Annotated in this window: 18 protein-coding genes; 8 read left to right on the top strand and 10 right to left on the bottom strand. The window is 69.8% G+C overall.

Features of this window, described 5'->3' with window-relative positions:
• Nucleotides 1-236 precede the first annotated feature (236 nt).
• Both ABZ371_RS11715 and ABZ371_RS11710 read left to right on the top strand, forming a co-directional pair.
• Complete coding sequence (locus tag ABZ371_RS11715; RefSeq protein ID WP_358676966.1) at nt 237-827, top strand: GNAT family N-acetyltransferase; 591 nt, start codon at nt 237-239, stop codon at nt 825-827.
• A 195-nt stretch (nt 828-1,022) separates the two neighbouring features.
• The gene (locus ABZ371_RS11710) at nt 1,023-2,006 is read left to right on the top strand and encodes a MerR family transcriptional regulator (RefSeq protein WP_358676963.1); all 984 of its coding nucleotides are present in this window, start codon (nt 1,023-1,025) and stop codon (nt 2,004-2,006) included.
• Nucleotides 2,007-2,071: 65 nt separating this feature from the next.
• Here the strand turns inward: ABZ371_RS11710 and ABZ371_RS11705 are convergent, their stop codons facing one another.
• The 9 genes from ABZ371_RS11705 to ABZ371_RS11665 form a co-directional block, all read right to left on the bottom strand.
• Nucleotides 2,072-3,715 (bottom strand): type VI secretion protein, encoded by a 1,644-nt coding sequence (locus tag ABZ371_RS11705; protein WP_358676960.1) that lies wholly within the window; start codon nt 3,713-3,715, stop codon nt 2,072-2,074.
• Nucleotide 3,716: 1 nt separating this feature from the next.
• Nucleotides 3,717-5,135, bottom strand: a complete 1,419-nt coding sequence (locus tag ABZ371_RS11700; RefSeq protein WP_358676957.1) for an ATP-binding protein — start codon at nt 5,133-5,135, stop codon at nt 3,717-3,719.
• Between the two features lie 18 nt (nt 5,136-5,153).
• On the bottom strand, nt 5,154-6,704 hold the full coding sequence (locus ABZ371_RS11695; RefSeq protein ID WP_358676954.1) for an SCO6880 family protein: 1,551 nt from the start codon (nt 6,702-6,704) through the stop codon (nt 5,154-5,156).
• Nucleotides 6,701-8,038 (bottom strand): hypothetical protein, encoded by a 1,338-nt coding sequence (locus ABZ371_RS11690; RefSeq protein ID WP_358676951.1) that lies wholly within the window; start codon nt 8,036-8,038, stop codon nt 6,701-6,703. The genes ABZ371_RS11695 and ABZ371_RS11690 overlap by 4 nt, the downstream gene beginning before the upstream one ends.
• Nucleotides 8,028-8,891 carry a hypothetical protein gene (locus tag ABZ371_RS11685; protein ID WP_358676948.1) on the bottom strand — a complete coding sequence of 288 codons (864 nt, stop codon included), beginning with the start codon at nt 8,889-8,891 and terminating at the stop codon, nt 8,028-8,030. The genes ABZ371_RS11690 and ABZ371_RS11685 overlap by 11 nt, the downstream gene beginning before the upstream one ends.
• A gap of 179 nt (nt 8,892-9,070) precedes the next feature.
• Entirely contained in the window at nt 9,071-9,379 is a 309-nt protein-coding gene (locus ABZ371_RS11680; protein WP_014047394.1) for a hypothetical protein, read from the bottom strand.
• 953 nt (nt 9,380-10,332) lie between these two features.
• Entirely contained in the window at nt 10,333-10,575 is a 243-nt protein-coding gene (locus tag ABZ371_RS11675; protein ID WP_358676944.1) for a DUF397 domain-containing protein, read from the bottom strand.
• Nucleotides 10,568-10,756 carry a DUF397 domain-containing protein gene (locus ABZ371_RS11670; RefSeq protein ID WP_358676941.1) on the bottom strand — a complete coding sequence of 63 codons (189 nt, stop codon included), beginning with the start codon at nt 10,754-10,756 and terminating at the stop codon, nt 10,568-10,570. The genes ABZ371_RS11675 and ABZ371_RS11670 overlap by 8 nt, the downstream gene beginning before the upstream one ends.
• A gap of 11 nt (nt 10,757-10,767) precedes the next feature.
• Nucleotides 10,768-11,619, bottom strand: coding sequence for a Scr1 family TA system antitoxin-like transcriptional regulator (locus tag ABZ371_RS11665; protein WP_358676938.1), 852 nt, complete (start codon nt 11,617-11,619; stop codon nt 10,768-10,770).
• 209 nt (nt 11,620-11,828) lie between these two features.
• Here ABZ371_RS11665 and ABZ371_RS11660 point away from each other — a divergent pair, with 209 nt between their 5' ends.
• Nucleotides 11,829-12,296, top strand: a complete 468-nt coding sequence (locus ABZ371_RS11660) for an ATP-binding protein (protein WP_358676935.1) — start codon at nt 11,829-11,831, stop codon at nt 12,294-12,296.
• Between the two features lie 334 nt (nt 12,297-12,630).
• Here the strand turns inward: ABZ371_RS11660 and ABZ371_RS11655 are convergent, their stop codons facing one another.
• Nucleotides 12,631-14,214, bottom strand: a complete 1,584-nt coding sequence (locus tag ABZ371_RS11655) for an adenosine deaminase (protein ID WP_358676933.1) — start codon at nt 14,212-14,214, stop codon at nt 12,631-12,633.
• A 383-nt stretch (nt 14,215-14,597) separates the two neighbouring features.
• On the opposite strand from ABZ371_RS11655, the gene ABZ371_RS11650 reads away from it, so the two are divergent.
• From ABZ371_RS11650 to ABZ371_RS11630, 5 genes are all read left to right on the top strand, one after another.
• The gene (locus ABZ371_RS11650; protein WP_358676930.1) at nt 14,598-14,981 is read left to right on the top strand and encodes a hypothetical protein; all 384 of its coding nucleotides are present in this window, start codon (nt 14,598-14,600) and stop codon (nt 14,979-14,981) included.
• Nucleotides 14,982-15,013: 32 nt separating this feature from the next.
• Nucleotides 15,014-16,753 (top strand): alpha/beta hydrolase, encoded by a 1,740-nt coding sequence (locus ABZ371_RS11645; protein ID WP_358676928.1) that lies wholly within the window; start codon nt 15,014-15,016, stop codon nt 16,751-16,753.
• Complete coding sequence (locus ABZ371_RS11640) at nt 16,753-17,313, top strand: hypothetical protein (RefSeq protein WP_358676925.1); 561 nt, start codon at nt 16,753-16,755, stop codon at nt 17,311-17,313. Before ABZ371_RS11645 ends, ABZ371_RS11640 begins: the two co-directional genes overlap by 1 nt.
• Before the next feature lie 111 nt (nt 17,314-17,424).
• On the top strand, nt 17,425-18,429 hold the full coding sequence (locus tag ABZ371_RS11635) for a bifunctional lytic transglycosylase/C40 family peptidase (RefSeq protein ID WP_358676922.1): 1,005 nt from the start codon (nt 17,425-17,427) through the stop codon (nt 18,427-18,429).
• A 486-nt stretch (nt 18,430-18,915) separates the two neighbouring features.
• Nucleotides 18,916-19,650: a phosphatase PAP2 family protein gene (locus tag ABZ371_RS11630; protein ID WP_358676919.1), complete on the top strand. Its 735-nt coding sequence runs from the start codon at nt 18,916-18,918 to the stop codon at nt 19,648-19,650.
• The last annotated feature ends 273 nt before the right edge of the window (nt 19,651-19,923 follow it).

Here is a 19,923-nt window from a genome sequence, read left to right as displayed (position 1 = left end):
TACTGCAGGGGGGACCCTGTGGGAGAGTAGGACGCCGCCGAACAATTATTCCGGGAAAGCCCCGTGCCCTTGTGGCACGGGGCTTTTCTGCGTTCACGGCACGGCCCGGTGATTCCATGAGGCGCCGGCTGCCGCACCGCGTCACGAGCCGGAGTGACGGCCAGTGGCGCCGGGGTGCGGTGCCCCGCTGCGGAAACCGGTTTGTAGGCGTGCCGTGCGGCGGGGACCATCGATGGATGGACTACACAGTGCGTCCCGTGCGGAGCGAGGACTGGCAGAAGGCCCGGCTGCTGAGGTTGGAGGCGCTCCAGGACCCTGCCGCCCCCGTCGCGTTCCTGGAGGCCTATGCGGACGCGGTGAGGCGGCCTGACGCCTTCTGGCAGGGCCGCACGGATGCCGCGGCCGAGGGTTCGTCGTCCCGTCAGTTCGTCGCTGAGGCGCCGGACGGGACCCTCGTGGGCACGGTGTCCGTGGTGGTGGAGCGGGCGGCGGACGAGGCCGTCCGCTTCGGCTGTCCCCCGGAGAGCGACCAGACGCATGTGGTCGCCGTGTTCGTCCGGCCGCAGGACCGGGGCCGAGGGGTGGTCGACGCGCTGCTCCGGGAGGCGGTCGACTGGTCGTTCTCGTTGACCGATCCGCGGATCGACCGGGTGCGGCTCTACGTGCACGAGGACAATCCCCGGGCGGCGGCCGTGTACCGCCGGGCCGGTTTCGTCCGGTCAGGGCGGACGGAGGCCGTGCCGGGGGACCCGACGTCCCAGGAGCTGGAGTACGAGGTCCGGCGACGGGCGGCCGGGCACCGGAAGATCGGGTCCGAGGGCTCGTAGCCGTGGGCCGCCGGCGAGCGGTGTCGCATGTCGCTGCCTCGCTCGCCCAGCGCGTGCAAGGCGTGCCGCGTTTCATCCTGGGGTCGGCGGAGAGCATGCGACGCATGTTTCAGTACCTCGGTGGAAGTCCCGGTCGGGTCCCGGCTCGGAAATGGCCTTGAGTCTCCAGTGACTGGAGACCCCACGGTGGGGGACATGGACGTTACGACCCTCTACTCGATCGGGGAGCTTTCCCGACGGACCGGCTTGTCCGTGAGGACCATACGGTTCTACTCCGATTCGGGGGTGGTAGCGCCGACCACCCGTAGTCCGGCCGGTTATCGGCTCTACGACCTCGACGCACTGCTTCGTCTGGAACTCCTCCGCACCCTGCGCGAGCTGGGTCTGGACCTGGCCACGATCCGACGTGTACTGGACCGCGAGCTCTCGATGGCGGAGGTCGCCGCGGCGCACGCCGACGCCATGGACGTCCAGATCCGGGTACTGCGACTGCGGCGGAGCGTTCTGCGAGTCGTGGCCGGACGCGGGTCCAGTCCGGAGGAGACCAAACTCATGCACAGGCTCACGCAGCTTTCCGGCGAGGAACGCCGACGTCTGATGGACGACTTCATCGATGGCACCTTCGGCACGGGGGATGCCGACCCGGCCGCAGCGGCCATGGTTCGCGCTGCCACCCCCGACCTCCCCGATGACCCGGCCGGCGAGCAGGTCGCCGCGTGGGTGGAGCTCGCCGAACTGGTCGGCGACGAGGATTTCCGTGCCCGAATGCGCCGGGCTGCCGTACGTCAGGCCGCCGGGCGTCCGTTCGGCATCGAACGGGCTGCCGGCGAGGACCTGATGCGGTTCACCCGTCGGAAGGTGGCCGAGGCCGTGGAGTCGGGCATCGACCCGCGCAGCGACAGCGGCGCGGCCGTCATCGACGACCTCGTGCACCGTTTCGCCGAGGTGCTCGCGCGCACCCCTGACACGGAATTCCGGCACTGGATGGCCCAGAAGTTCGATGAGGCACACGATCCCCAGGTGGACCGGTACTGGCGGCTGGTGTGGATCGTCAACGGCTGGCAGGTCGTACCGGACCTGGTCCCGGTGTACCCCTGGCTCATCCAGGCCCTGCGGAATGACCGTGCCGCACAGTCACCGCGGTGGGCACCGCCCGGATCCCTGAGCGAGTCCGAGTGATCTCCTACGGAGAGGCATCGAGAGCGTCCGACGTCGATGTGTGCCCCGGCGCGGGGTCACTGAGATCAGGGCGGAGCGGGCAGGTGCTCCCGCCAGCGGGACCTCGCCTGTTCCCGGGAGCGGAGGAGGGCCAGTGTGGGGAGGCCGTGGGTCTGGCCGGCGGCCAGGAGTTCGGGGAGCTGGGCGAGTGGCGCCACGGCGGCGATGTCGTCGAGGACGAGCGTCATTGGTGGGTCGAGCCGACCGTCGGTTGACCGTGCGGCCATGCGGCGGCCGTGCTCGACCACGTGCGAGGCGAGTGCGGTGAGCAGGGGCATCGCACCGGGGTGGTGACGCGGATCCTCGATGGACTCACCCACCACGTAGAGCGTTCCCCCTTCGTCCGCGAAAGATGCCAGCGCGAGCGCATCGGTGCGGTTGGGCGTGCAGGCCTCGCGGATGTGGACCGAGGAGAGCGCCGCGAACGCCCGGACGGTCAGCTCCTGGGCGACCTCCCGGCGTTCGGGATAGGCGGTCAGCGCGGACTCCAGGAGCCCGGCGAGCCCGGACGCGGCCTTGGGATGTGTGCGGAGCAGGCGTACCGGTTCGTGGGCGCTGCCGCCGGAGGCCCAGCGGTGGACCTGCCGGAAGGGGCGTCCGTCCACCGCGGCGGCGTGCAGCCAGCACTGCAGGAGGGTCCGGGCCGTGTCGACGACGGCCGTGTCGGTTCTGGCGAGCGGGCGGACCGGGGTGAGGAGCGCCTCCGCGCGTGCCGCCGCCGTGACGGGGTCCTCACAGCCGGCGGTGGGGGACCAGTGGAGCCGGGCCGGGGTGTCGCAGAGATGGCCGGGGTCGTAGACGAGGACCGGGCCGAGCTTGCCTCGGGCGTCCTTCGTCTCGGCCCAGACCGTCGGATCCGAGGTGACGACGAGGACGGCCCCTTCGGCGTCCCGGACGGCCCGCACGACGGTGGGCCGGCGTGTGGACGCGGCGCCGTAGACGAGGAGCGGGGTACGGGGGGACGGCACGAGCGAGGCCGGCCCGTCGGCGTAGGCGGGCTGGGGAGAGGCGGGTGCGGCAGGCGCGGGTGAAGGCCGGTCGGGTGGCGAGGCGAGGGCCGCTTCGGTGAAGGAAGGGGGCACGACCGCGGGGTACGTGACCGTGGGGCGTGCCGGCGCGGGTCCGTACTCCGGCTCCGGGTGCCGCTCGGGCCCACGCGCGTATGCCGCTTCGGGGCCGCCCACGGGATGCGGCTCCTGGGTCCGTGCGGATTCGGGCTCCGGGGGCCGTGGGGGTTCGGGCTCGTGGGTCCGTGCGGGTTGCGGTCGGGCCGCGTACTCCTGCGCGTCGTCGCGCTTCTTCCTCCGGACGAGGCGCCACCTGGCCACCACGCCGATCGTGAACACCGTGAGCACCAGCAGGATCATCAACTCGCCGATGAAGAGTCCCCAGAACAGGCCGTACCCGGAGAGGGAGCCCGCCGGTGTGTCGGGCCAGGCCCCCGGCAGGTCCTGTGGCTCGACGGCCAGTGCGCGCAGCGCCAGGGGCGTGCGGGTGAAGGTGACGCCGTCGGGCCAGGCCCCGTGCGCGAAGAGCCCGGCCAGGCCCGTGGCCGTCCACGCCAGGACGGTGAGCCCGAACAGGAAGGCCAGCAGCCCGATCAGCAGACCGTCCGGGATTCCGCCGCTCTCGCCGGTGCGTCCCGTACCGGAAGGTGCCTGGCGCGCCATGTCATGCCACCGTTGACCGGGAGGAGTCGTTCAGCCGTTGCTGGTGCTCGATCCGTGCCGCTCGCTGTTCCGCCTCCAGTTCCGCGGCCCGTACGTCCTCGGGGAGCAGGTCCGGGGCCGATCCCTCGGTCATCGCCCGGTCGGTGAAGACCAGCGGGCGTTCGGCCTCGGTGATCAGGTGTTTGACGACCTGCACGTTGCCGTTGACGTCCCAGACGGCGATGCCCGGGGTCAGGGTCGGGATGATCTCCACAGCCCACCTGGGCAGGCCGATGACCTTGCCGGTCGCTCTGGCCTCGTCGGCCTTCTGCGCGTAGATCGTGCGGGTGGAGGCCATCTTCAGGATGGCCGCCGCCTCCTTCGCAGCGGCGCCGTCGACGACGTCGCTGAGGTGGTGGACGACCGCCACGAACGACAGCCCGAGTCGCCGTCCGAACTTGAGCAGGCGCTGGAAGAGCTGGGCCACGAACGGCGAGTTGATGATGTGCCAGGCCTCCTCGACCAGGAAGATGCGCTTCTTCCGGTCGGGCCTGATCCAGGTGTGTTCCAGCCACACGCCGACGATGGCCATCAGGATCGGCATCGCGATGGAGTTGCGGTCGATGTGGGACAGGTCGAAGACGATCAGCGGGGCGTCGAGGTCGATGCCGATCGTCGTGGGGCCGTCGAACATACCGCGCAGGTCACCGTCGACCAGCCGGTCCAGGACGAGGGCGACGTCCAGACCCCAGGCCCGGACGTCGTCTATGTCGACGTTCATCGCCGCGGCGGACTCGGGTTCCGGGTGGCGCAGTTGCTCCACGATGTCCATCAGGACCGGCTGACGGTCGGTGATGGTCTCGTTGACGTACGCGTGTGCGACCTTGAGGGCGAAGCCGGAGCGTTCGTCGAGCCCGTGGCCCATGGCTACTTCGATGATCGTGCGGAGCAGGGCGAGCTGCCCCGTCGTGGTGATCGACGGATCGAGCGGGTTGAGCCGGATGCCGTCGTTCAGTGCGGCCGCCGGGTCCAGCCGGATCGGGGTGATGCCGAGCTCCTCGGCGATGAGGTTCCACTCGCCGACCCCGTCCTCACCCTGGGCGTCCAGGACGACGACCTGGCGGTCCCGGAAGCGCAGCTGGCGCAGTACGTACGTCTTCTCGAGGGCGGACTTCCCGTTCCCGGACTCGCCGAGCACCAGCCAGTGCGGGGCGGGGAGCTGCTGCCCGTAGAGCTGGAACGGGTCGTAGATGTACCCCTTCCCGGAGTACACCTCGCGCCCGATGATCACGCCCGAGTCGCCGAGCCCGGGTGCGGCGGTCGGCAGGTAGACGGCCTGGGCCTGGCCCGTCGACGTGCGGACCGGCAGCCGGGTCGTCTCCACCTTCCCGAAGAGGAAGGCGGTGAAGGCGTCCGACAACGCGGACAGCGGATCTCGCATGGCGTGACCGCCCTCTCGTTAGCGTCGGATACCGGTGGCGAAGGGCAGGGTGTTCACGAAGGCGCGGTGGTGCTCCCGGTCGCACCACTCCAGCTTCAGGTACGACTTGCCGGCCGAGGCCCGGATCGTCCGCTTGTCGCGGGCGAGGGCTTCGGGGGAGCGCGAGGACACGGTGATGTACCCCACCAGGTTGACCCCGGCCGCGCCACTCGCCAGATCTTCACCCCGCTGGTCGAGGCGGCCGTGGGCCGCGATGTCGCGCGGGTCGACGGTGCGGTTCATCTTGGCCTGGCGGCTGGCCTCGGCGTCGTCGTTCGTCTTCTCCGTCAGCATGCGCTCGATGGCGACCTCGGTCGGCTCGAGGTCCATGCAGACGGCGACGGTACGGATGACGTCGGGCGTGTGGACGAGCAGCGGGGCCAGGAAGTTGACGCCGACCGGGGTCATCGGCCACTCCTTCACCCAGGCCGTGGCGTGGCACCAGGGGGCGCGGGTCGTCGACTCGCGGGTCTTGGCCTGGAGGAAGGTCGGTTCGACCGCGTCCAGTTCGGCCGGCCAGGCGTTGCGCTTGGTCATCGCCTGGATGTGGTCGATGGGGTGGTCGGGGTCGTACATCGAGTGCACGAGGGAGGCCACGCGACTCTGTCCGAGGGGCTGGCGGACCCGGATGTCGGCCTCGGCGAGGCGGGCGCAGATGTCGGTGAGCTCACGTGCCATGACGACGGCGAGCCCGGCGTCCCGGTCGATCTTGCGTCCGCCCTGGGGGCGCATGGCTCGGGCCATGGCATTGGCCTCGGCGGCCAGGTCGCGGCTGTAGTGCATGCACGCGACGAGGTAGGCGCGGTGCTGCTCGCTGGAGGTGGAGACCATCGACTGGAGCTGGTCGTAGGAGTCCCGCAGCCAGCCGGGCGCGTTCCTGTCGCCGCGCTGGGCGACGTCCTTGGCGTGCGCGTCCGGGTCGGCGGGGAGGGTGCGCGCCAGCATCTGGAGCCGGGTCACGAAACCGTCGCCGTTGGCCACGTGCTTGAGGAGGGTGCCGAAGCGGTCGACGAGCGCCTCCTGGTCCTCGCTGTCACGCAGCCCGACACCGGGGCCCTCGATCTCGATGGCGGCGGTCACCGTACGCCGGTCCGCGTGCAGGAGCACGGCGATCTCGTCCGGCCCGAACGGTGCTGCCAGCCAGCTGATCCGGCCGATTCCGGGCGGTGGCCCGATCTCCACCTCACGCCCGTCGGCGCCGACACCGGCTTCCATGGCGGCGGAGCGGTAGGTCGTGCCCCGCCGCAGGGTGCGTTTGAAGCTCCGGTCGATCTCGAACCACTTGTAGAAGGTACGGCCCTTGTAGGGCATGTACACGACGGCCAGGGCCAGCATGGGGAAGCCGACGAGCGTCACGATCCGCAGGGAGAGCACGGGGACGAGGAGTCCGCTCATCATGCCGAGGAACGCCCCGGCGATGATCAGCGCGATCTCACCCGTCTCACGGTTCTTGCCGACGATCGCATTGGGCCGGGCGCGGCCGATGAGATACGTGCGGCGGGGCGCGATCGTGTGGGACTGGGTCGTCAACGCCCTCCACCTCCTGTGCTCGTGTTACCTGTGCTGCCTGAACCGCCACGTGGGGAGCGGCTGCCGTGGGGGGTGCCGGAGGTGGGCCCGGACCCGCTGCGGGGCGAGGGCGCGGCGGACCCGCCACCCCCGGTGTTGCGGGAGCTGTGTGCGGCCACGCCTCCGCTCACCGGGTTCGAGGGCCGGGCCCCGCCACCGCCGCCGCCTTCTCCGCCACCGCCGCGTCCGCTGTGGGTCTTGATGCCCTGCGAGACTAGGGCGGCCGGGGAGCTGATGAGCGCGGCGGCCTGGGAGCCGTCGGTGGCCTGTTTGCGGTTGGTGCGTGCGCCCTGGATCTCGTCGCCGAAACCGGGAACGAAGCGGTAGATCATGGCCGACGCGAAGATGGCCAGCAGGATGATGGCGAGGCCGGACACGACGGCGGACATGGCGTTCGGGCCGTCGTCCGCGGACAGGGCGCCGGCCAGGCCGAGCACGATGACGATCACCGGCTTCACCATGATCACGGCGATCATGATGCCCGCCCACCGGCGTACGTGGCCCCACATGTTCTTGTCGACGAGGCCGGCGTAGACGACGACCCCGAGGAGCGCACCGACGTAGAGCAGGGCGGCCCGGATGACGAGCTCCAGCCACAGGATGCCGGCGGCCAGGACGGACACGAGTGAGACGACGATCAGCATGATCGGCCCGCCACCGATGTCGTCGCCCTTCTTGAGCGCCTCGGCGAACGATCCGAAGAAGACGTCGGAGTCGCTGCCGGTCGCCACCCCGATGATCTCGGTGACGCCGTCCGTCGCCGACACGACGACGTACAGGATCAGGGGGGTGAAGGCCGACGCGAGGACGGTGAGCCAGAGGAACCCGACTGCCTCGGAGATCGCGGTGGTGAGCGGGACGCCCCTGATGGCGCGCTTTGCCACGGCGAACAGCCACAGGACGAGGGTGAGGACGGTGGAGGCCGCGAAGACGACCGCGTACTGCTGGCGGAAGGTCGCGTTGGTGAAGTCGACGGTGGCCGTGGCCTCCACGGCCTCGCTGAGCTTCCCCACGGTCCAGGACGCGGCGTCGGCACAGCCGCGGGCGAGGGAGGAGAGGGGGTCCAGGGCGTTGTCGGTCGCGGGGGGCGCGGTGCGGGAGCGGGCGTTGTCGCCGTCCTCGCAGTAGTCCTTGGCCAGTCCGACGATGAGGTCGCACGGGTCACTGCTCGTACTGGGGGACGGGGTCGGTGACGGCGCCGCATACGCGCGGGAGGGCGCCAGGACGACCGCTGCCGGAAGCCCGGCGAGTGCCCCGGCCAGCGCACGGGTACGGGCATGGCGGCTACCGCGCATAGGTGAAGCCTCCATAACTGTCTACCGCGCCTGCGATGTCGTCGGCAGTCGAGGCTTGGTTGTCGCTGGTGACCGGCGTGGGACCTTCCGTCTGGGATGACGACTCGATCTTCCAGTCGTTCCCGACCCACTTGAGTTTCTCGGTAATGGTGAACCAGGTTGCACTCACCGGCTTGGTCGACCCCTGACCAGCCATGCCGACGAGTCCTGTGCACCACACCTCGACAGTGGCCGAGTCCGTGCTGTGCGCCGTTACCTTGGTACCGACGGGCATCGTTCGGGATACGAACTTCAGACCACTAGGCGTGCTGCCGTCTTGGTTCAACCCGACGTTCGAAAGGAAGCCGGGGGAATATGCCCGGTCCATATCGGCCCGAAGCCCAGCTACGACCACCGGGTCGTGAGTGACCTGCAGGATGCCGTCCCGCTTGGTCTTGTCGAACATGTCCGCCGACCCCAGCGCCACCGCGTAATTCGCGGCCGCGCTCTGCGCCCCCTGCTCGTCGTGCGCGAAGCCCGAGGCGGTGACGCCGTTGGCGCTCTGGACCGGTTCGGTGCCCGTGGGAGCCGTCGAGGAGGCATCCGCCTTTTTGCCGGCACCGCCTGCGCCACCCGTGGCGGCGTCGTCGCCACCGCCACGGTTCGCGAACGCGATCGCCGCGATCAGGACGACCACCACACCCACCACCATGATCAGGGTGCGGGAACTGCGTGGCGGCCGGCGACCGTGGCCGTCGCTGTCGTCGCCGGGGAGCCGTGTCCGTGTCTGCCGCGTCCCGCCGAGGGTGCTGTACGCGTCGTCCGTGCGCCCCCCCGGTTCGTCACCGTAGCCGCGCTCGTCGCCCATGCTCATGCCGCGTACGCCCCCTCAGTCGTCTGCGGTGCCGCGCAGTACGGCGGTAGCTGTGCTGCTTGCCGCACTGCGGCGGTGTGGTGACTCGACATCAGGGGACGCAACCTCTGCCGGTGGGCGCGACGGACGGATGGTGGTGGGGCCGGGGGCGGCCCCTGGGCGGGCAGGCTGACGGCTGGTCAGACGGCCATCCCGTACACGATGGTGAACAGTGTCCCGAGCGAACCGATGATGAAGACGCCGGTCAGGCCCGCCACGATGAGGCCCTTGCCCTGTTCCGCGCTGAACGTGTCGCGCAGGGCCGTGGCTCCGATGCGCTGTTTGGCGGCACCCCAGATCGCGATGCCGAGGCAGAGCAGGATGGCTACCGCCATCACCACTTCGATCATGATGCGTGCTTCGTTGCCCAGGGTCCCGAACGGCCCCCAGTTCGGGGCGATTCCGCCGATGATGGTGGTGATGTCGCCCTTTTCAGCTGCCAGGATCATGTAAGTCACCGCCCCTGTTGGGTAGTTCGCGACCCGCGCCGTGTGGCACGGGCCGGTCTCTATCTTCGCTGATGAAACCGCCTTCGCACGACGCCTTCCCGGGTCTCTTTACCCGGATCTCGCACGTTTGACCGGGACGACCGCCCTGACCTGCGGCTCACCTCGAGATCCGAGCGCATATGCCCGGTTACTCTGTGTATCACGGGGTGTGACCGCTAGCAACGCATGTGGCCACGGGATGGGGGTGCGGCTGTGGCGTTCACGGGAGGCCGGTCATTCGTACGCGCTGTTCGAGAGCCCTGAGCGCGCCGGTGGCTGCAAGGCGACGGTTCGTCAGCAGCTGCGGGGGAACATGCCGTCACCCGCAGCGGTAGTGGGCGCGACCTCGTGGGGTGAGGGTGGATGTGCCGGACAGCCCGGCGAGGTGGTGGCCGGACGTCGCCGCGCCGCCGACGGGCCGTCAGGTGGGTAAGGCCTGTCTCGGTGGGGCGGTGCCATCCGCTCTCCTCAGGTGTTGATGTCGGCCGCGCCGCCCGCCGCCCGACGTCCAGCAGGCAGGGGCGGCCCGCCCGTTCGTGCGAACGACCGCTCGTCCTTCCATCGCCATCACCCGAACCGGATCGCCATCACCCGAACCGGATCGCCATCACCCGAACCGGATCGCCGTCGCCCGAACCGGCGGGTCCGGCGCGCGCTCGGCCAGGCGTAACGGGGTGGACGCGCGGGCGGACCGCATGCGGTGGCCACGTCGGGAACCTGCGTGGTCTCTCCGGTCATGGTGCGAGCAGGAGGGTCAGCTCATGGTGCGAGCAGGAGGGCCAGCTCCTTGCCTGGGAGGGCGTCGCGCCGTGGGGCGCGGGCCACGGCGAGCAGTTCCTCGCTGTCGGCGTAGCGCGCACCGGCGTCGCGGCCCGAGCTGCGACGGCGTAGATGGGGAACGAAGGCGATCCCGTTCAGGCGCCCGTCGACGCCTCGCTGCCGGGCTCTGCGAAGTGGTCGAACTCTCCGGCCACGACCCCCTGGGTGAACGCCTCCCACTTCCGCGCGGTGGTGGTCACGACGGTGCCGGGGGCGCCGGTCTCGCGGAGGTGTACCAGGTCTCCGGGGCCGCACGCGATCTCGATCCAGGGGCCGGGCCCCGTGGCGTCCTCGGGGGCGGCGCGGAACCAGGTGAGGTCGGCGGGAGTGTCAGCCATGGTCCCGGCCCTCCTTGACGCTCCGGAGGAGGGCGGCCAGAGCGGTGGGGGTGGTGCGGAGGATCGTGCCGGACGGGTCGCCGCTCTCCGTCAGGACGATCGAGCCCTTCGAGGTCCCGATGTGGATGCAGGCCTCGCCCTGCGCGCAGTAGGAGGACGTCTGCCAGGTGGGGACGGTCATGGTCGGGTCCTTCACAGCTCGGCGGCGATCTCGCGGACGAGGTCGCGTGAACGGGCGGGGGTCAGCGCCACGGTGTCGAGGCGCTCGAAGAGGAGCCGGTACTGCGCGAGGTGCGTCTCGCAGTCGACGAAGGCCGGCCCGTGGGACTGGTCGAGTTGCGCGGTGTCGAGGGCGGGGACCGTTCCGTGCACGTAGTAGACCGACTGGCCCGACCCCGGGTAGTTCGCGGCCGAGAAGGGGATCACCCGGATCGTCACGTTCTCCCGTTCGCCGACGTCCAGCAGGTGCCGGAGCTGGGCTCGGGCGACGTCCGCGCTCCCGAACCGCATCCGCAGGGCCGCCTCGTGGATGAGGGCCCGGTAGGGGACGGCGTGGTCCCGGTAGAGCACGTTCTGGCGTTTCACACGGTACGAGACCCGGTGTTCGATCTCCGGGGGCGACATCTCCGGGACGGCCTGGCGGTGGATCTCCCGTGCGTGGTCGAGGGTCTGGAGGAGGCCGGGGATGTGCATGCTGTGGGCTGCCCGCAGGCTCGTCCCGTGGTCCTCTACCTCGGCGAGGTCCAGGAGTCCGGGCGGCAGGATCCCCCTGTACTCCTCCCACCAGCCCCGTCGGCGGTCGCCGGTCATGGCGACCAGGGCCTCGATCAGGGCCTGGTCGGTGCAGGAGTAGGCGCCTGCCGCGACCCGGACCCGTTCGGCGCTGACGCCGAACCGGGCGACCTCTATGTTGCTCAGCTGGCCCGAACTCGTGCCCAGCAGGCCGGCCGCCTGTGTGGTGGTCATCCCGGCGCGCTCACGTAGTTTGCGGAGCTCTGCGCCCAGCCGCGCCCGGCGTGCGGTGGGAGCCGCCCTGCCTGCCATCCGAACCGTCCCTAACGTCTGCGGAGTTGACGTTTCACTCTCGCGAGTGATTCACCTCAAGGAATGCGCCTGATCGACTCAAGCAATCCTTGCCGGGGCCTAGTCTCGTTCCCAGGCCACCCGCCCGGAAGAACCCCGCTCGACGGAGCGACCTGGTCACTGGGCAACGCGACACACACCTCGACGCTCCTCCGTGAACGGAGACTTCCATGGCCCTGGCCACCGTAACGCCGCCCTGGGCGTACACCCTCCAACTTCCCCAGGATCCCCGTGCTCCCGGGGTGGCCCGGTCCACACTGCGGACCGTACTCCGCGTGCACGGGATGCAGGATCTCATCGAGACCGCCGAGTTGCTGGCGGGCGAGTTGGTGACCAACGCCTACCGGCACTCCTCGGGACCGTACTCGCTCCGGCTGCGCGGGGCGGGGCGGGACCGCGTCCGGGTCGGTGTCCGGGACTCCAGTCCGCAGATCCCCGACCTGTTCGGTGGCACTGGATGCCGGCGCGCCGACGTGGACGCGCCCGCGGTGCTCGCCGAGCGCGGGCGGGGGCTGTACCTCGTGCGGGAGTACGCGGACACATGGGGCGCCTACCCGATCAGAGGTGGCCTGCCGGGCGAGCACGGCAAGGTGCTGTGGGTCGAATGCGCGTCGAAGCCGGATCCCTGGTGGGGGTGACCCGGCCTCGCCGGGCGATACCTGAGGCGCCCCCCAGGTGGAGTGCGGTGGTGGGCGCGGTGGCTGATCGCGGCCCGGTCGACCACGGGGCTCGCCACCACCGCGCAGCCCCGGAGATCGGCCCGCGTACCTGCTCGCCGGCCGCTGTACCTGCTTGCCGGCCCCGGCGTACCTGCTTGCCGGCCCCGGCGTACCTGCTTGCCGGCCCCGGCGTACCTGCTTGCCGGCCCCGGCGTACCTGCTCGCCGGCCCCGGCGTACCTGCTCGCCGGCCCCGGCGTACCTGCTCACCGGGGCCGGTGGCGAATCTGTTCGCCGGCCGCTGTCCCCGCTCGTCAGCCGCTGTACCTGCTCTCGAACCTCCTGAAGGACTCCTCCTGGCGCAGTTCCAGCCGGGCCTTCGGGTTTCCGGCGGTGAACCGGGAGCAGCGGGCCGACTGCGGGACGCGGCACTCCACGACCGGGCGGAAACCCTGGCGTACCGGATCGGGACGCCACAGGCTGCGACCCGGCAGGAAGGAGTACTCCAGGGACGCGCGGGCCAGGTCCTTCAATTCCGGGTAGCCGAGACCGTACGTACGGGCCGCTCGCGCGTACTCCTGGCCGATGTCACCGCGTGAGACTCCGGGGTCGTCCGTGGACAGGACCACGGGGACTCCGTACTTCCGGTACACCGGAAACGGGTGCTCCTCGCCCTCGACCTGGAGGATCTGGGCGTTACTGGTGAGCGGCACCTCCACAGCGACCTGACGGCGTGCCATGTCCAGGGCCAGGGTGCGCCAGTCGTCCTCGTGCACGAGGTCGACACCGTGGCCGATCCGCTCCGCCTGCCCCGTGCGGACGGCGTCGTCGATGTGGAAGGTGAGGTCTTCCGGCTTCACCAGGCCGGGGACGAGTTCGCCGGCGTGCAGGGTGATGTGGGCGCGCGGATAGACCGTGTGCAGGTAGTTCAGCATCCGCATGTGGAGGCGGTAGTCGCGCAGGGACACGTCACCGTCCTCCGGCTGCACCAGGTTGACGGCGACGAAGCGGTGATCGCGTTCGGCCAGCCGCAGCCCCAGGGCGATCTGGGTGAAGACCCGCTCGGGGGCGCTGTTGCGCGACACCTGGGAGATCCACCGGACGGTGACCTGACAGGCGGGGGCGGGGTCGGCACTCGCACACCGTGCCGTCCTGCGGAACTCGGCGTCGGCCGTGTCGGCCTCCTGCCTCGAATCGGTGACCAGCTGGTCCAGACGGCCGCCCGCGAGCAGCTTGCCGTGCATGGCCGCCGGGTCCGGGTCCCAGCCGACGTCCGCGGCGAGCTGCCTGGCTCCCGCCGAGGCGGGGCTGACCATGGTCTCCAGGTACGACTGGTTCTGTGCGGCCGCTGTTCCGGCCACATCGGCCAGCATCTTCCCGCGGTGCGCCGTCGCGGCGCCGAACTTCCCGAACGTCGCGAAGAAGTGGTCGTGTCCCGACTCGCCCCGCGGGAAGTCCTGCATGGACCAGGCGCGGACGACGGACTGCCGGAACGCGGCATCGGTGAGCGCGTCCGCCGCCGGACGCGTGCCGGGACCGCACGGGGGCGCGACGGCGGTCATCGTGCTGTCGATGCAGAGTCCGTCATCGGCGGCGAGCCGGACGAGGTACTCGGTCCGCACCGCGCCGGAGAGGTGATTGTGCAGGTCACCTCCCTTGGGGAGTTCCCGGAAGAAGCGTTCGGACGCTCCGCTGCCGTTGCTGTGGGCGTCCATCCAGGCGCCGGTGCGTACTTCGGCGGCGGTGGCGGGACGGGGAGGGACGGGGCCGCCGGTGGCGGCCCCTGCGGGCGGTCCGGCGGCCAGCGACGAGGCGACGGCCGCCGTGGCGAGACCTGCGGTCAGCAGCAGCCGGTGGCCGCGTGATGAGGTGCGGTGTACGAGGATCACGCCTCGCATGATCACGAAGACTGCGACCCGCCACCCCGCACTTCGGTGCCAGGGCTCGGTAAACCATCCGCACGAGGGACATCCATCCACCCGCCCCCGCTTCCGCCCCCGCCCACGCTTCCGCTCAGGCGCGCTATGCCCGCGGGAAGCAGGTGCTGGAGAGTCCGGACACCGGTCACGGGCGCCACTGCGGCTGATGACGTGAACCTGGCCGATGCCGAGGTGAGCGGTGTCGTCCGGTCCGGGGTTCTGCGTCGCGCGTTCGGGTGACGTCGTAGCGGGCCCTCCCTAGGCAGGGCAGGGTCCCAGCGCCTCGGCGGCGTTCCGTCCGGCGTGTCGGGTACGCCGGGTTTGGCACAGTGCCGCTCCACGACCAGGAACGGGGTGCAGCGGTGAGCGGTGGGTCCGTGGTGCGGAGGCTGAGTGATCTGGCGGGACCGGGTGCGGGCGGAAGCTCGCGGGAGCTGCGGCACAGCGACGGGCCCTGGCTGCGCGCCGCCGGGGGCGCGGACGGACTCGCCGCGGAGCTGGGGCCGGCCCGGGTGGAACTGACGGTGGCGCACGAAGGGCTGGTCGCAGGGGCCGGCGCGTTGAAGGCGCTGGCCGAGTTGGCTGTCGTACGGGAGTCCTGGCAGAGACGGATCGAGGCCGCGCGCGGTGAGTGCGGCGTCCTGGCCGGAAGCCTCCGGGCCGTCGCCCGGGCACAGGGTGAGACGAACGAGTCCGTGCGGTCGTCGTTCGCCCCGGTCACGGTGCGGCCCGGCGGCGAGCGGTGACGCCGGCACTCACCTGGGCCCAGCTGCGGGACGTGAAGGCCGCCGAACTGGAAGGCGCGGCCGACGGGTGGGGCCGGGCGAGCAACCGCGCGGACGCCGCACGGGACCGCATCGAGCAGCAGTTGCTGACCGGGTTGCGCGCGACCCAGGAGGGCGAAGCGGCCGAGTCCGCGGTCGCCCGACTGCGGCGACTGAGCCGGAACCTCCAGTACGTGTACACGGAGTGCGGGCTGATCCGGACCACCCTCAACAGCCTGGCCCACGAGATGAAGGCGCAGCAGAGGGCGTTGGCGGTCGCGCTCGACGACGCGGCCGCTTTGCGCTTCACGGTTCTCGCGGACGGCTCGGTGACGTACCCGGCGGCGGGTGAGGGGCTGGTCGACGGGGAGCCGCTCCGAGGTGGCACGGCTTCCTCGGGCGCGTTTCCGGGTCTGGTGCCGTCTCCGGGGCTGACCGCACCCAACCCGAACGCGGCCAAGGCACAGGACATCGCGGACCGGGTGGCGAAAGCCGTGCGGACGGCGGCCGAGGTCGACTGGAGGTTCGCCCGGCTCCTGCGGGACCTGAAGGCCGAGGAGGGCCTGACGGTCCCGGACTCGACGTGGAAGGACGCGGCGGGCGACGCGGCCGCGGTCCGGGGCGCGGCGGCCGGTTACCTCGCGTCGGGTATCCCGCACGAGGCCACGCCTGCGGAGCGGCGTGACTGGTGGCTGGGGCTGACACAGGAACAGCGCGAGGAGTACCTCGCCGTCTACCCGGACCGGATCGGCAACCTGGACGGTATCCCGGCCCTGGTGAGGGATGCGGCGAACCGGGACAACCTGCAATTGCTGATCGGCAAGCTGGAAGGCCGGGACGACGACAGGTCGGTCACACAACTGGCAGGTCTACGGGAAATCGACCGCCAGCTCGCGGCAGGCTCCCAGCCGCCGATGTTCCTGCTGGGCATCAGCGATGAGGGGAACGGTCGGGCGATCGTTTCGTATGGGAACCCGGACACGGCTCGGAATGTTGCTGCTTATGTTCCGGGGTTAAACACCTCTTTGGATAGAGGCTTCGCGGAAAATGACCTCAAGCGGGCCTGGGATACCGCAAAAGGTGCGCAGAAATATGATCATTCCAGTGCGTCGATTGTTTGGTTGGGCTATGATGCGCCGCAATTCCCGGACTGGCTGAACAGTGCTGATGTGATAGGGAGTAAAAGAGCTGAAGAAGGTGGAGCGGCTTTTAACTCGTTTATGGGGGGTCTAGCGGCTACGAATCAAAACCAAGATCCACATATGACTGCGATTGGGCATTCGTACGGTTCGCGCACTGTGGGAGCTGCAACGCAAGTTGGGCGCGACGGAACTCCGGGTGTAGACGATATCGTTTTGGTCGGAAGTCCGGGGGTCGGTGTTGATCACGCCGATCTTTTGCACGTCGGGAGAGGGCATGTCTTTGTCGGAGCTGCTGAAAATGACTTGGTAACCAAAGCTCCAACCAAGCTTCAGGGGGGACTGTCTGCGGTCGCTGGCCCATACGGGTACGTGGCTGGAGGCCTGCTGGATCGAAGGGACGACGACCTCTGGTTCGGCAAGGACCCGGCGAGTTCAGAGTTTGGGGCAAGGCGCTTTGCCTCGGATGACGGGCCTTCAATGCTTACGGGAGCCATGGACGCGCATTCGGGTTACTTTGACGCTCAGCCGAATAGGGATAACGCGTCGGCGGATAGTATTGCGATGATTGTCGCTGGCCATTCGAATAAGATCAAGAGTGAGGGGTCCCGTTGATGAGTGCAGCGTGGCGCTTTGCGGCCGTCCCGCTTTTTGTCTGCCTTGCGTTATCAGGATGCGAAAATCGAATTACTGCGGTGAATAGCGAAAAGTCTACCGATGTGAACATGCAAGAAGCGGCCAATCGCGCAGATGGAATTCTCGATGCCGTACTAGCGAAAATTCATCCTGGGCTGCAGTGGGCGCATGGGCCGACGAGCGCTGGCGGCTGCGACGTTTCCCGCATGCGTGTCGTGATGACCATCATCTCGACAGAACGCCGTGGTAACTTCCTCGGCGTCGTCGAACGATTTTGGCGAAGCAATGGCTTCCGCATCAAGGCAGTCAACAACGATGCGGACTTCCCGGCGATTTACGCTCGCACCAGTGACGGGTTCGGTGCGAGTCTGAGTTTCGGTGGTGAGGGGCAGGCATTCTTCGAGGTGGACAGCCCTTGCGTCGAGAAGTCCGAGGTTGCCGAATCCACCACCCCACCAAGCGGACGTTCCTACGAGGGCGTGTACCCACTCCCCCGCCCCAACATCCGCTCCCCCTTCTGGTCCGCAGGCGCCCCCTGACCCCCACCCTGCCCCCGGGCGCCGCCCCTGACGCCCCCTCGTGCCTCCGTCCACCCGTACACACCAGCGAATCGGGCCCTGAACGACCGCCGGATGGGGGATGGTTGAGGTGTGCGGAAATACTGGGTGTTCGTCGGTGGTGGGATCGGGCTGGGCCTGTGTTTCATCGCGCTGCTCGTCGTCGGTACGTACTCCGCGGCCGCCGGCATCAGCGGGGCGAGTGGGGCCGTCGGGCTGGCCAAGGGGGCTGTTCCGGCGCGGTATCAGCCGCTCGTGGAGAAGTGGGGGGCCCTCTGTCCGGCCATCAACCCGGCGCTTCTCGCGGCGCAGTTGTACCAGGAGAGCGGGTGGAACCCGCGTGCGCAGAGCCAGGCCGCGGCGCAGGGGATCGCGCAGTTCATTCCCGGGACCTGGGCCTCGCACGGCATCGACGGTGACGGTGACGGCGACCGCGACGTGTGGGACCCGGCGGATGCGATTCCGTCGGCCGCCTCGTACGACTGCGAGCTCGCCGGCTACGTGAAGAAGGTCCCGGGTGATCCGACCGACAACATGCTGGCCGCGTACAACGCCGGGGCCTACCGGGTGATCAGGGCGGGAGGGGTGCCCGCCATCTCGGAGACCCAGAACTACGTCAAGATCATCCGTTCGCTGGAGAAGAGCTTCGCGCGGCCCGTCGGCCGGGTGCAGCCGTCGCAGCAGGCTGCCGGGGCCATCTACTTCGCACAGAAGAAGCTCGGTACGCCCTACCTCTGGGGCGGTAACGGGACCGCGGACCAGGGAGGACGGTTCGACTGTTCCGGTCTGACGCAGGCCGCCTACCGGACGGTCGACATCGAGTTGCCGCGTGTGGCCAACGACCAGTACAACGCGGGCCCGCACCCTTCGCGCGACGAACTGCTCCCCGGGGACCTGGTGTTCTTCTCGGACGATCTGACCAACTCGCGGGCCATCCACCACGTCGGCCTCTACGTCGGGGGCGGCTACATGATCAACGCGCCCTACACCGGTGCCGTCATCCGGTTCGACAAGATCGACACCCCGGACTACTTCGGTGCGACCCGGGTCACCGAGGACGGGGCGGCGGCTCTTCCCACGGATCTTCCGGCGGGCTGAAGGGGTGACGCCCGGGAGGGGGTACGGGTGGCCGGCGCGGCACTCGTGACTCCTGGGCGGGTGCGGTCGGGGTGCCGTCCGCCGAGTCGGCGGAGCGCCCCTCTGACCGGCTGACGGAAAGCTGACGGAAAGCCTGCCGGAAAGCCGCCACAAAGCAGACAGAAAGGCAGGGAGAGGGAGCTGACGAGAAGTCGGACGTGGCCGGAACTCTCCGTTAAGCCCGGGCCCTGAGCTGCGACAACGTGTCACTCTTCGATAACGTCATGGTGATCATTCGGTGGAGAGCGGAACGTACGGAGCTTTCGGGCCGTTTCCTGGACTGGGACAGCATGCACACTGGCCACGCGGCGACCGGGCCGGACCGGGCACGCGTCACGGGATCGCGACGTCACGCAGTACGGAATCCGCACAGACCACGGGGGTCCGACCGAAGCGGCGCACGATGTTGTGCACCGCAGCAGAAGACAAGGCAAGGGGCCGCAGCAGATGGCTGGACTCGCACTCGACGGGTCGAACCCGGACGTCAGCCTGCTCTACGACATCAACGGGCTGGCCAAGGCCGCTCCCACCTGGTTCGACCGGGTCATGGAGTTCGTCGGTGAATACGGGATCATGCTCGGCATGGTCCTGGTGGTCCTGTGGTGCTGGTGGAGCGTTCGCCGACGCGGGACGACCGAGGACTCGGTGACAGCGGTCGCCGGGCTGGTCTGGGCACCTCTGGCTGCCGGCATCGCGTTGCTCGTCAACATCCCGATCCGGGGGTTCGTCGAGCGGCCCCGGCCGTTCAACGACCACCAGGGGCTGGACGTCCTGGTGGAGGGCAAGGACGACTTCTCCTTCGTGAGCGACCACGCGACGATGGCGATGGCCATCGCCGTCGGCCTCTTCGTGGCGAACCGGAAGTTCGGTCTGGCGGCTATCGCGCTGGGGCTCCTGGAGGGCTTCTGCCGTGTCTACATGGGCGTGCACTATCCGACCGACGTGATCGGCGGCTTCGCGCTCGGCACCGCCGTGGCGCTGCTGCTCGCCCCGCTGGCGATGATGCTCCTGACTCCGCTGGTGACGGCCGTGGCCCGTACCCGATCGGTCGGAAGGCTCGTCCGCTCGCGCAGGCCGGTCGCCGCCGGCGTGGACGGACAGGGTGACTCCCGCGGGATCCCCGAGCCGCGTCCGGGCTCGGGCCGGGGCGGCCCGCACGACGAGAAGGACCTCGCCGCGTAGACGCCTCGCCGCCCGGAGACGTGGCGGCCCGGAGAAGTCCACCGCCCGGAGGGTCTCGCCGCCCGCGGGCTTCGCAGCCTGGAGACGGGCGTGAGACGGCATGGCTGTGAGGGGGTGTCCCGCCCGGGACACCCCCTCAGCCATGCCGTCGGGGCGGCCCGGGGACGGCATCCCGCAGGCGCGGCGCCGTTCGGAGCGGAGGCCCGGTGCGTGCGGCGGCGCGGGGCTGCCTGGGGCCGTGTGGGGCTGCGGGTCGGCTCCCTACGGGCGCCG

This window comes from Streptomyces sp. NPDC005899, assembly GCF_040629645.1.
In the GTDB taxonomy this organism is placed as follows: domain Bacteria; phylum Actinomycetota; class Actinomycetes; order Streptomycetales; family Streptomycetaceae; genus Streptomyces.
The sequence above is the reverse complement of the archived record's forward strand: the minus strand, read 5'-3'. Positions and strand labels throughout refer to the sequence as shown.